Annotated in this window: 12 protein-coding genes; 4 read left to right on the top strand and 8 right to left on the bottom strand. The window is 72.8% G+C overall.

The window, feature by feature from the left end; translation table 11 throughout:
* Positions 1-88: 88 nt before the first annotated feature.
* Together ASF39_RS04695 and ASF39_RS04690 are read left to right on the top strand one after the other, a co-directional pair.
* Positions 89-1231 carry a histidinol-phosphate transaminase gene (locus ASF39_RS04695; RefSeq protein ID WP_056281445.1) on the top strand — a complete coding sequence of 381 codons (1143 nt, stop codon included), beginning with the start codon at positions 89-91 and terminating at the stop codon, positions 1229-1231.
* Positions 1221-2171, top strand: coding sequence for a prephenate/arogenate dehydrogenase family protein (locus ASF39_RS04690; RefSeq protein WP_055880465.1), 951 nt, complete (start codon positions 1221-1223; stop codon positions 2169-2171). Before ASF39_RS04695 ends, ASF39_RS04690 begins: the two co-directional genes overlap by 11 nt.
* A gap of 9 nt (positions 2172-2180) precedes the next feature.
* Here the strand turns inward: ASF39_RS04690 and ASF39_RS04685 are convergent, their stop codons facing one another.
* From ASF39_RS04685 to ASF39_RS04670, 4 genes are read right to left on the bottom strand one after another with little or no spacing between them, the layout of a single operon-like run.
* Positions 2181-3521, bottom strand: a complete 1341-nt coding sequence (locus tag ASF39_RS04685; protein WP_056281442.1) for a glutamate--tRNA ligase — start codon at positions 3519-3521, stop codon at positions 2181-2183.
* Between the two features lie 37 nt (positions 3522-3558).
* Positions 3559-4395 (bottom strand): substrate-binding domain-containing protein, encoded by an 837-nt coding sequence (locus ASF39_RS04680; RefSeq protein WP_082494361.1) that lies wholly within the window; start codon positions 4393-4395, stop codon positions 3559-3561.
* Positions 4368-5087 (bottom strand): phosphate ABC transporter ATP-binding protein, encoded by a 720-nt coding sequence (locus ASF39_RS04675; RefSeq protein WP_055880457.1) that lies wholly within the window; start codon positions 5085-5087, stop codon positions 4368-4370. The genes ASF39_RS04680 and ASF39_RS04675 overlap by 28 nt, the downstream gene beginning before the upstream one ends.
* On the bottom strand, positions 5084-5779 hold the full coding sequence (locus tag ASF39_RS04670; RefSeq protein WP_056281439.1) for an ABC transporter permease: 696 nt from the start codon (positions 5777-5779) through the stop codon (positions 5084-5086). Before ASF39_RS04670 ends, ASF39_RS04675 begins: the two co-directional genes overlap by 4 nt.
* Before the next feature lie 279 nt (positions 5780-6058).
* Between ASF39_RS04670 and ASF39_RS04665 the strand changes: the two genes are divergently transcribed.
* Positions 6059-7204 carry a complex I NDUFA9 subunit family protein gene (locus tag ASF39_RS04665; RefSeq protein ID WP_056281437.1) on the top strand — a complete coding sequence of 382 codons (1146 nt, stop codon included), beginning with the start codon at positions 6059-6061 and terminating at the stop codon, positions 7202-7204.
* Positions 7205-7213: 9 nt separating this feature from the next.
* Here ASF39_RS04665 and ASF39_RS04660 read toward each other — a convergent pair whose 3' ends face one another.
* Positions 7214-7930, bottom strand: a complete 717-nt coding sequence (locus tag ASF39_RS04660) for a sulfate transporter family protein (RefSeq protein ID WP_055881266.1) — start codon at positions 7928-7930, stop codon at positions 7214-7216.
* Positions 7931-8080: 150 nt separating this feature from the next.
* Between ASF39_RS04660 and ASF39_RS04655 the strand changes: the two genes are divergently transcribed.
* Positions 8081-9421 carry an NAD(P)/FAD-dependent oxidoreductase gene (locus ASF39_RS04655; RefSeq protein WP_200938152.1) on the top strand — a complete coding sequence of 447 codons (1341 nt, stop codon included), beginning with the start codon at positions 8081-8083 and terminating at the stop codon, positions 9419-9421.
* 49 nt (positions 9422-9470) lie between these two features.
* On the opposite strand, the gene ASF39_RS04650 is transcribed toward ASF39_RS04655, so the two are convergent.
* The 3 genes from ASF39_RS04650 to ASF39_RS04640 form a co-directional block, all read right to left on the bottom strand.
* Positions 9471-10592, bottom strand: a complete 1122-nt coding sequence (locus tag ASF39_RS04650) for a branched-chain amino acid ABC transporter substrate-binding protein (RefSeq protein ID WP_156399248.1) — start codon at positions 10590-10592, stop codon at positions 9471-9473.
* 73 nt (positions 10593-10665) lie between these two features.
* Positions 10666-11013: a DUF6867 family protein gene (locus tag ASF39_RS04645; RefSeq protein ID WP_056281436.1), complete on the bottom strand. Its 348-nt coding sequence runs from the start codon at positions 11011-11013 to the stop codon at positions 10666-10668.
* Complete coding sequence (locus tag ASF39_RS04640; protein WP_056281435.1) at positions 11010-11792, bottom strand: ABC transporter ATP-binding protein; 783 nt, start codon at positions 11790-11792, stop codon at positions 11010-11012. Before ASF39_RS04640 ends, ASF39_RS04645 begins: the two co-directional genes overlap by 4 nt.
* Positions 11793-11796 lie beyond the last annotated feature (4 nt).

Raw genomic sequence — 11796 nt, 5'->3', positions numbered from 1 at the left:
GATTCTTTCCCGTCGCCGCCGGTGTCCACGGCCTCACGAAATGCGCTAGAGGAACGGCTTCGCCCTCGTTCCGGCGCCGTATCCCGACATGACCGTTCCCGCAGACCCGTCCGACGCCCGCCCGCTGCCCCGCCCCGGGGTGCTCGCCATCGAGGCCTATGTGCCCGGCAAGAGCGGCCCCGAAAAGAGCGGGGTGCCGGGCGCGCATCCGGTCCACAAGCTCTCCTCCAACGAGACGCCGCTCGGCCCGAGCCCCAGGGCCATCGCCGCGCTGTCGGAGGCGGCGGGCAAGCTCGCCCTCTATCCCGATGGCAACGCCACGCGGCTGCGCCAGGCCATCGCCGACCGCTATCGCCTCGATCCGGCCCGCATCGTCTGCGGTGCGGGCTCGGACGAGCTGCTGTCGTTCCTGGCCTACGCCTTCCTGGAGGCGGGCGACGAGGGGATCTACACCGAGCACGGCTTCCTCGTGTACCGCATCGCCATCCTGGCGGCGGGCGGCACCCCGGTGGTGGTGCCCGAGCGCGACCTGACGGCCGACGTCGACGCCATCCTGGCCGCGGTGACCCCGCGCACGCGCATCGTGTATCTGGCCAACCCCAACAACCCCACCGGCACCTACCTGCCGTTCTGCGAGGTCCGGCGCCTGCACGCGGGCCTGCCGCCGCGGGTGCTGCTGGTGCTCGACGGGGCCTATGCCGAATACGTCGGGGCGGCCGACTACGAGGCCGGGCTCGCCCTCGTGCACGAGGCGCGGAACGTGGTGACGACGCGGACCTTCTCGAAGATCCACGGCCTCGCCTCCCTGCGCATCGGCTGGATGGTGGCCCCGCCCGAGGTGGCCGACGCGGTCAACCGCATCCGGGGTCCGTTCAACCTGTCCGGGCTGGCCATCGCCGCCGGGGCGGCGGCCATCGCCGACGAGGACCACGTCGCCGCGGCGATCGCCCACAACGACCTCTGGCTCGCCCGGGTCGGCGAGGGCGTGCGCGCCCTGGGCCTCGCCATCACCCCGAGTGTCGCCAACTTCGTGCTGGTCCATTTCCCCGATGCGCCGGGCCGCTCGGCGGCCGACGCCGATGCGTTCCTGACCGAGCGCGGGATCATCGTGCGCCGCGTCTCGGCCTACGGCCTGCCCGGCTCCCTGCGCGTCACCATCGGTTCGCAGGCCGCCAACGAGGCGTTCCTGTCCGCGCTCGCCGCCTTCATGGACGAGACCCGTGCCCGCTGAGGCGCCGGCCCCGTTCCGGCGCCTGGCCATCGTCGGCCTCGGGCTGATCGGCTCGTCCATCGCCCGGGCGGCCCGGCACTACGGCATGGTCGAGACCATCGTGGCGATCGACCGCGACGCGGCCGTGCTCGAGCGGGTGCGGGCGCTCGGCATCGCCGATGTCGCCACCGACGACCTTGTGGCAGGGGTGGCACAGGCCGACCTCGTGATCCTGTGCGTGCCGGTGGGGGCGGCGGGCGCGGTGGCCGAGGCCATGGCCGGGCATCTCGCGCCCGGCACGGTGGTCTCCGACGTCGGCTCGGTGAAGGTGGCGGTGGTGGCCGCCGTCGCGCCCCATCTGGGGCCCGGTGTCCATTTCGTGCCGGCCCACCCGGTGGCGGGCACGGAATACTCGGGGCCGGACGCCGGCTTCTCGACCCTGTTCTCCGGGCGCTGGTGCATCCTCACCCCGCTGCCCGAGGGCGACGCGGGCGCGGCGGCGCGGGTGCAGGCGTTCTGGGAGGGGATCGGCGCCATCGTCGAGACCATGACGCCCGAGCACCACGACCTCGTGCTCGCCATCACCAGCCACGTCCCCCACCTCATCGCCTACAACATCGTCGGCACCGCCGCCGACCTCGAGGCGGTGACGCAATCGGAGGTGATCAAGTTCTCGGCCGGCGGGTTTCGCGATTTCACCCGCATCGCCGCCTCCGACCCGACCATGTGGCGAGACGTGTTCCTCGCCAACAAGGACGCGGTGCTGGAGATGCTGGGCCGCTTCAACGAGGACCTCTCGGCCCTGGCCCGCGCCATCCGCTGGGGCGACGGCGACGCGCTCCACGCCCTGTTCACCCGCACCCGCGCCATCCGCCGGGGCATCGTCGCCCAGGGCCAGGAGACCGCCGAACCGGACTTCGGCCGCAGCCGGGCCGAGCGGGGCAAGACCGGCGAGGGGTGACCGGCGGGCCTACTCGCCCGACAGCCGCGCCACCACCGCCTCCCGGCCGATCAGCGGCAGCAGTCCGGCGAGGTCCGGCCCGTGTTCGAGGCCGGTGAGCGCCAGGCGCAGCGGCATGAACAGGGCCTTGCCCTTGGCGCCGGTGGCGGCCTTCACCGCCCCGGTCCAGACCTTCCAGGTCTCGCCGTCCCAGGGCGCGGGCGGCAGGACGGCGAGGGCGGCGGCGACGAAGCCGGGGTCGGGGACGACCGGGGTCACCGGCCCGGCCACCACCCGCCACCAGTCGCCGGCCTCGGCAACCTTGGCGAGGTTGGCCCGCACCGCGAGCCAGAACGCCTCGGCGCGGTCGTCCGGCACGCCCAGCGCCAGCAGACGCTCGCTGGCCTGCGCGTAGGGCATGGCGTGGATCAGGCGGGCGTTGAGCCCGTCGAGCTCGTGCGGGTCGAACTTGGCGGGCGCCCGCGAGATCTGCGCCAGGTCGGTCAACGCCGCGAGCTCGTCCATCGTGGCCACCGCCCGCACCGCCTCGGCCGAGCCCGTCAGCACCGCCAGCGAGCGCACGGCCGCCGGCTCGAAGCCCTCGTCGCGAAGCCCCCGCAGCGAGAGGTGGCCGAGGCGCTTCGACAGGCCCTCGCCGTCGATGGTGGTGAGCAGGTTGTGGTGGCCGAACACCGGCACCGGGTGCCCCAGCGCCTCGAAGATCTGCACCTGCACGCCGGTGTTGGTGACGTGGTCCTCGCCGCGGATGACGTGGGTGACGCCCATCTCGGCATCGTCCACTACGGAGGGCAGGGTGTAGAGGTAGCTGCCGTCGGCGCGGATCAGCACCGGGTCCGACAGCGAGGCGCAATCGACGTGGGCCGGCCCACGCACGAGGTCGGTCCAGGTCACGCTCCTGTGGTCGAGCCTGAACCGCCAGTGCGGCCTGCGCCCCTCCGCCTCCAGGGCGGCGCGATCGGCTTCGGTGAGGTCGAGGGCGGCGCGGTCGTAGAGCGGCGGCTGGCCGCGGCCGAGCTGGCGCCGGCGGCGGCGCTCCAGCTCGTCCTGGGTTTCGTAGGCCGGGTAGAGCCGGCCCATCGCCTTGAGGCGCTCGGCCGCCGCGTCGTGGATCGCCGCCCGGTCGGACTGGCGGGCGACGAGGTCGGGCACGATGCCGAGCCAGGCCAGGTCCTCGGCGATGGCATCGGCGAAGACGTCCGTGGAGCGGTCCGCGTCGGTGTCGTCGAGGCGCAAGAGGAAGCGCCCGCGGTGGCGCAGGGCGAACAGCGCGTTGAGGAGCGCCGGCCGGGCGTTGCCGATGTGCAGGTAGCCGGTGGGTGAGGGCGCGAAGCGGACGAGGGGAGCGGTCATGCCCGCTCTCTAGCCGATTCCCCGGCCTCGTGCGCGCTCACTGCCCCTTCGCATCCGGGGCCGCGTTGGGGAAGAACAGCTGCTCGCCGCCGATGGTGTAGGCGGCGATGGCGTCCTGGCCGGGCTTCGAGACCAGCCAGTCGACGAAGGCCTGGCCGGCGGCGACCTTCACCTGCGGGTGCTTGGCCGGGTTCACCAGCATGACGCCGTACTGGTTGAACAGGCGCCGGTCGCCGGCCACCAGGATGGCGAGATCGCCGCGGTTCTTGAACGAGAGCCAGGTGCCGCGATCCGACAGGAGGTAGGCGTTCGCGGCCGAGGCGGTGTTGAGCGCCGGGCCCATGCCCTGGCCGATCTCCTTGTACCATTCGCCCTTGGCCGCGCCGAGGTCGACGCCCGCCGCCTTCCAGTATCGCAGTTCGGCCGCGTGGGTGCCCGAGCGGTCGCCGCGCGAGACGAAGGGCGCCCTGGCGGCGGCGATGCGGCGCAGGGCCTCGAGCACGTCCTGGCCGCCGGCCCTGGCCGGGTCGTTCCTGGGGCCGACCACGACGAAGTCGTTGTACATCACGTCCTGGCGCTTCACGGCGAAGCCGTCGGCGAGGAAGGCCTCCTCGGCGGCCTGGTCGTGGACGAAGACCACGTCGGCGTCGCCGCGCCGGCCGACGTCGAGGGCCTGGCCGGTGCCCAGCGCCACCACCTTCACGCCGATGCCCTTGGCCTGCGTGAACAGCGGCAGCAGGTGCTTGAACAGGCCCGACTGCTCGGTGGAGGTGGTGGAGGCCACCGTGATCGTCTCCCCCGGCTCGGCGGCGGCCGGCCCGGAGAGGCAGACCGCGAGGCACAGGCTCAGGAGGCTGCGACGGCCGATTCCCATGAGAACTCTCCCTTGATGTAGGCCCGGGCCTGCGCCGATCGCGGTGCGCCGAGAACCTGTCGGACCGGACCCTGCTCGACCACGCGGCCGGCGGCAAGCACGACGACGTGTTCGGCCAGCCGCGCCACCTGGGCGAGGTTGTGCGACACCAGCACCACGGCGATGCCCTCCGCCGCCATCTCGGCCACCAGCGTCTCCACGGTCGCGGTGGCGGCGGGATCGAGGCTGGCGGTGGGCTCGTCGAGGAGGAGGAGGCCGGGCCGGGTCGCCCAGGCGCGGGCCAGCGCCAGGCGCTGCTGCTCGCCGCCCGACAGCTTCGGCGCCGGGTCGCCGGCCCGGTCGAGGAGGCCGACCCGCGCGAGGGCCTGCGCCACGCGGGCCCTGCGCTCGGCCCCCGAGAGCCCGAGCGGCGCCAGGGCCAGGGCGACGTTGCGCGCCGCGCTGGTGCGCACCAGGGGCGGGCGCTGGAACACGAAGGCGCGGCGCAGGGCGCCGGTCTCGACGGTGCCGGCCTGCGGCGCCAGCAGCCCGTCGATCATCCGAAGCGTCACGCTCTTGCCCGCGCCGTTGGGGCCGACGAGGGCGGTGATGCCGGTGCCCTCGAGCGTCAGGTCGAGGCCGTCGAGGATGGTGCGGCCCCCGGCCTCGTAGCGCAGGCCCGCGAGGCGGACGATGGCGGCGGGGCCGCTCATCCGTAGGCGCGGGCGGCGTAGCCGCGCAGCACGGCCGCCGCGGCGTTGACGGCGATCACGAGGGCCATCAGCACCAGCCCGAAGGCCAGCGCCAGGGGCAGGTCGCCCTTCTGGGTCTCCAGCGAGATCGCGGTGGTCATGGTGCGGGTGTGCCCGGCGATGTTGCCGCCCACCACCAGCACCGCGCCGATCTCCGACATCGCCCGCCCGAAGGCGGCCAGCACGATGGTGACGAGGGAGAAGCGCACGTCGTAGATCAGCACCAGGATGCGCTGCCACAGGGACAGGCGCAGCGAGCGCAGCTGCTCGCCCAACTGCCCGTCGGCATCGGCGACGGTCTGGCGGGCCAGCGCCGCCACCAGGGGCGTCACCAGCACCGCCTGCGCCGCGATCATCGCGGTGGGGCTGAACAGGAGCCCGAGGGCCCCCAGCGGGCCGGAGCGGGACAGCAGGAGGTAAAGCACGAGGCCGACGATCACCGGCGGCAGGCCCATGGCCGCGTTGAGGAGCGCCACCACCGCCTGGCGCCCGCGCCAGTCCACCAGGGCGACGAGGGCGCCCAGGGGAATCCCGACGAGGGCGGCGATCGCCACCGCCGAGGCGCTGACGCGCAGGCTCAGGGCGGCGATGGCCACCACGTCCCGGTCGAGGGTTGCGAGGAGCGAGAAGGCCTCGCCGAAGGTCTGCAGCATCGGGCGTCGATACCACCGTCGGGCCGCTTGGCGCCATGCGTCCCGTCCGGGGCCGCGACGTCGCGTGTTTTCGCGGCCCGCGGCGGCTCCCGTTCGGGCTGGAACTGCTCTACATAGCGCTGCGCACGGGACCGGCGCCGGCCGCGATCCCTTCGCGCGAGCGCGGCAGACCCCGCTCCGGGCCGTCTTTCGGGATCAGCGATGACCGACCTTCCAGAGACCGTTTCCCAGACCGGGGTTTCCCAGACCAGGATTTCCCAGACCGGAATTTCCCAGGCCATGCCCGGCGCCGGGCCGTTGACCCCGGCCGCGACACGCCTCGTGACCGTGTTCGGCGGGTCCGGCTTCCTCGGGCGGCACGTGGTGCGGGCGCTGGCCAAGCGCGGCTACCGCATCCGCGTCGCCGTGCGCCGGCCCGACCTCGCCCTGTTCCTGCAGCCGCTGGGCAAGGTCGGCCAGATCGTCGCCGTCCAGGCCAACCTGCGCTATCCGCAGTCGATCGCGCAGGCGGTGGCGGGCGCCGACATCGTCGTCAACCTCGTGGGCATCCTGCAGGAGAGCGGGCGCCAGAGTTTTTCGGGGTTGCAGGCGGAGGGAGCCGGGGCCATCGCCCGCGCGGCGGCCGCGGTGGGTGCCCACCTCGTCCATGTCTCGGCGCTGGGCGCCGACGCCCAGTCCGCGTCGCAATACGCCCGCTCCAAGGCGCTGGGCGAAGCGCAGGTCTTCGCCGCCCGGCCCGACGCCGTGGTGTTCCGGCCCTCCATCGTTTTCGGGCCGGGCGACAGCTTCTTCAACCGCTTCGCGGGCCTCGCCCGGGCCCTGCCGGTGCTGCCGCTCGCCGGCGCCGAGACCCGGTTCCAGCCGGTGTTCGTGGGCGACGTCGCCGAGGCCGTGGCCCGGGCGGTGGACGGCAAGGTCCCCGGCGGCACGGTCTACGAACTCGGCGGCCCCGAGATCCGCACCCTCGAGGCGCTGGTGCGCTACATGCTGGAGACGACCATGCGCCGGCGCCCGGTGGTGGCGCTGCCGCTGCTGGCGGCCAACCTCCAGGCCCGGATGCTGGAGATCGTCGACACCCTGTCGCTCGGCCTCCTGCCCGACGCCCTCAAGCTCACCCGCGACCAGGTCACCCTGCTCCAGACCGACAACGTCGTCTCGGAGGCCGCCGAGGCGGAGGGGCGCACCATTACGGCGCTGGGCGTCGTGCCCACCGCCCTGGAGGCGGTGGTGCCGGGCTACCTCTGGCGCTTCCGCAAGGCCGGCCAGTTCACCACCGCAGCCCGCCCGGCCGAGGTCGAGGTGGCGCCCACCTCCGCGCCCGAGCCGATGCCCGCGTCGGGCGTGCAGCGCCCCAGCGGCCCGGCCATCGGCCCCGACGCCTCGGCGCCGAGCCGGATGGGCACGCGCTGGGGCACGCGGGACTGAACCTCGCGCCTACCGCAGCCGCCCCTGCACCTCCGGCCCGGTCAGCTCCGCCCGCCGGCTCAGGCCCTTGTGGACGTGGACCATCAGGGCGATGCCGAACAGCGGGGTCAGTAGGTTGAGGATGGGCACCACCATCAGCCCGGCCAGCAGCGCGCCCGCGCTCATGGCGGTGAAGGAATGGTGGCGGCGCATGGCGCCGGCCTCGTCCAGCCCGCGGAAGCGGGCGGCGGCGAGCTCGAAATACTCGCGGCCGAGCAGGTAGGTGTTGGCGCCGAAGAACGCCACGAGGTTCACCCCCGGCACGAAGAACAGGATCAGCGCCACGAGGTTGACCAGCAGCGCCAGCCCGGCGAAGCGCGCGGTGTAGAGCATCGATTGGCCGAGCGGCATCGCCCGGCCGGGCGGCTCGCCGGGAAAGTCGGTGGCCTCGACGATGGCGGCGGCGTCGTCCAGGAAGTAGCCCGCCACCAGGATCGAGACCGCCGGCATCAGGTAGGCCAGCGCCACGAACAGGCCGGCCCCCGCGAAGAAGAAGGCGAGGGTGTCGAGGAAGGGATAATCCGCCGAGAGGTGGTGGTTGGCGAGGAACCACGCGATGAGCCGCGTCAGTGCGAACCAGATCACCGCCAGGATGCCGATGGTGAGCGCCAGCGACTTCCACAGGATCGCCCGCAGGGGCGGCGAGAACACCTGTCTCAGGGCGGCGAGGGAGGCCTTGATCAGCATGGACGAATCCCCGATGCGGACGCCGATGGCGGCGTCCGCCTGCGCCCAGCATCTGGCCTCGCCCCGGCGCCGGGGCAAGGCCGCGGCCCGCCCGTCCTCCCCATGCGCTGGAGGACCCCGGCCGGCTCCTCGTCCCGTCCAGGGTGTTTCATGATCCCAATCCGTTCCGCGCGCCCCGCCCATGCCCACTTCCGGCCGAGCGTGTCCCCGCGCCTCTCCGCCCTGCCGCCGGACCCCGAGGTGGTGGTGGTCGGGGCGGGGGCGGCCGGCATCGCCGCCGCGCGGGCCCTGACGGAACGAGGCGTCGCGGTGGCGGTGCTGGAGGCGCGCGACCGGGTCGGGGGCCGGCTGGTGACGACCCGGCTGCGCGGCCACCCGGTCGATCTGGGCGGCCACTGGCTGCACGCCGGGCCGATCAACCCGCTGGTGCGCCTCGGGCAGGCGCGGGGCGAGCCGTTGCGGGTGGCGGCCCAGGAGAGCCACCTCTGGGTCGGGCGCCGCCGGGCGCGGCGCAACGAGGAGCGCGCGCTCGGTCGCGCCTTCGCCCTGGCCGACCGGGCGATGACCGAGGGGGCCGCCCGCCCCGGACCCGACCGGCCGGCCGCGAGCGTGCTGCCCCCCGGCCTCGGGCCGTGGGGCGAGCGGGTGACGCTCGTCCACGGTCTCGTCTCGGGCCAGCCCCTGAGCGAGGTGTCCCTGCACGACTTTCCCAGCATGGAATACGGCGACAACCGCTTCATCGCCGGCGGCTTCGGCGGCTATCTCGCCCGTCTCGCGCAGGGGCTGCCGATCGCGCTCGGCACCGCCGTCACCGGGATCGACTGGAGCGGGGAGGGGGTGGCGATCGCCACCGCCGGCGGAGAGACCCTGCGGGCCAGGGCGGCGATCGTCACCGTGCCGATGATGGTCCTGCGCGGCGGCGCCCTGTTCGCCCCGGCCCTGCCGCCGGCCCATCGCGCGGCCATCGACGGGTTCTCCACCGGCATCTACGAGCATGCGGTGCTGCACTGGCCGTCCTGCCCGTTCCGGGGGGCGGACCGGCTGGCGAGCGTGGTCGGCGGGCGGCGCAACCCCCCCGGTCTCCTCACCCACATCGACGGCACGCCGTTCCACTTCTTCGAACTCGACGTCCATGCCGCCGCCGAACTCGACGCGGCGGGGAGCGGGCCGGACGGGGTACGCCGCTACGTCCGCAGCGTGCTCGCCGAGCACGTCGGGTACCGCGCCATCCACGACCTCGCGATCCCCGCTGTGAGCGAGTGGCGCCACGACCCGTGGGCCCGCGGCTCCTGGGCGGTGGTGCCGCCGGGCCATGCCGGCGCCCGGGCCACCCTCTCCGAACCGGTGGGGGACAAGATTTGGTTTGCCGGCGAAGCGCTCTCGCGTCTGCAATGGGGCACCGCCGGCGGCGCCTACGAGGAAGGCACGCGGGCGGCGCAAGGCGTTATGGCGGCGATCGGCGATTCGACCGCCCCGCCTCGTCCCACCTGAAGGCGCTCCCCTTCCCCTTGCGGGGAGGGGGGGCGCCGCCGGCGATCGACTACTCGATCTCGTTGCCGGCGTAGTTGATCGAGCCGTCGGGGGCCTTCTTCCAGACGTACATCACGTAGTCGGGCCGGGTGATGTCGCCCTTCTTGTCGAAGGAGATGTCGCCGATCACCGTGTCGAACGGCTTGCCCTGGTGCATGTAGTCGGCGATCTTCTTGCCGTCCGAGGACTTGGTGGCCGTCATCGCCGCCTGGAGGATCTGCACGGCGGCGTAGGAATAGAGGGTGTAGGCCTCCGGATCGATCTTGCGCGCCTTGAAGGCGTCGACGATGGCCTTGGCCTTGGGGTTCTTGCGGGCGTCGGGCGAGAAGGTCATGTAGGTGCCCTCCGCGCCCGGGCCGGCGATCTGCACGAACTCCCGGTCGGTGATGCCGTCGCCGCCCATGAGCGGGGCGTTCAGGCTCTGGTCGCGCATCTGGCGGATGATGAGGCCGGCCTCCGTGTGCAGGCCGCCGTAGTAGACCACGTCGACCTGCGCCTGCTTGAGCTTCGACACGAGGGCCGAGAAGTCCTTCTCGCCCGGGTTGATGCCCTCGTAGATCACGTTGGAGCCGCCCTTGGCCTTGAGCGCCTTCAGGGTCTCGTCGGCCAGGCCCTTCCCGTAGGGGCTCTTGTCGTGGACGATGGCGATCTTCTTGCCCTTGAACTTGTCCGCCAGGTAGGCGCCGGCGACGCCGCCCTGCTGGTCGTCGCGGCCGCAGGTGCGGAAGGTGTTCCAGTTGCCGCGCTCGGTGAACTTGATCGCGGTGGACGCGGGGCTGATTTGGACGATGCCCGCCTCCTGCAGCGCGTCGGAGGTCGGGATCGAGACGCCGGAATTGAAGGCGCCGACCACGGCCTTCACGCCCTCCGAGGCGAACTTGTTGGCCACCGAGACGCCCTGCTTGGGGTCGGAGGCGTCGTCGCCCACCGACAATACGATCTTCTCGCCGTTGATGCCGCCGGCCTTGTTGATGTCCTCCACCGCCTGGGTGGCGCCGTTCTTGATCTGGGCGCCGAAGGCCGCGTTGGGGCCGGTGATCGGCGCGACGATGCCGATCTTGATGTCGGCCATGGCATGGGTCGCCGACATCAGGAGGCCGAGTGCGACGCCGGTGCGGAGCAGTGTTCTCATCGGTGTTTCCCCTCTGGGCCGGTCGGGCTCACCCGCCGGCCGCGTGAAAGCGAAGTTGTGCGCGGGCGTCAGATCAGCGGACCCGCCAAGTCAGCGGACCCGTCCGTTCGTAGAGCCAGCGGTACTGCGTCGTCATCTGCCGCGTGCGCGTGGCACGATAGCTCGCCGCCCCGATCGCGAGGATGACGATGGCGTCGAGGGCAAAGCCCATCCCTGAGAGCAGCGGTTGCTCGAACAGCGCGTAGTGCAGGAAGCGCGCGACCGCCGCCACGAGCAGCAGCGCCAGCAGGCATTGCCAGAACGGCCGCCACCCGCGCGCGATGCCGGCCCCCGTCATCCAGGCCGCCCCGCCGCCTAAGGTCACGGTGACGAGGACGAACACCCAGAGGGTAGGCAGATCGTGGGGGATGTCCTCGGTCAATGCTGGCCTCCTTCGAGATAGGCCGCCTTCACCTGCGGATCGTCCAGCAGCGCCTTGCCGGTGCCGCTCATGGTGATGGTGCCCGTGACCATGACGTAGCCGCGGTGCGCCAGCTTGAGGGCGTGGTAGGCGTTCTGCTCGACGATGAAGACGGTGAGCCCGTCGGTGCGGTTGAGGTCGCGCACCGCGTTGAAGATCTGCTTGACCACCAGGGGGGCGAGGCCGAGCGAGGGCTCGTCGAGGAGCAGCAGGCGCGGCCGGCTCATCAGGGCGCGGGCGATGGCCAGCATCTGCTGCTCGCCGCCCGACATGGTGCCGCCGCGCTGGTCGATCCGCTCGGCCAGGCGCGGGAACAGGGTGCAGACCTTCTCCAGGTCTTCCGCGAAATGGCGCCCGCCGTTGACGGCCGCCCCCATCTGCAGGTTCTCGCGCACGGTCATGCGCGGGAAGATGCGCCGCCCTTCCGGCGACTGCGCGATGGCGAGGCGCGCGATCTCGTGGGTGGGCAGCCGGGTGATGTCGCGGCCGGCATAGGTGATGGAGCCGTCGCGCGCCTGCGGGCTGCCGAAGATCGTCATCATCAGGGTCGACTTGCCGGCCCCGTTGGCGCCGATGAGCGCGACGATCTCGCCCTCGTTGACGTCGAGGTCGACCCCCTTCAGGGCGCGGATGCTGCCGTAGTAGGTCGAGACTCCGCGCACGCTCAGCAGCGGCAGCGCCGCCCTGGCCTGGGCGGCCCGGGTTTCCTCCACGAGGACGTTGATGCCGGCGACGCTCATGCTG

The organism is Methylobacterium sp. Leaf108 (assembly GCF_001423265.1).
Classification (GTDB): domain Bacteria; phylum Pseudomonadota; class Alphaproteobacteria; order Rhizobiales; family Beijerinckiaceae; genus Methylobacterium.
Note: the sequence above shows the minus strand (reverse complement) of the source record. Positions and strands in the feature narration are given on the sequence as shown.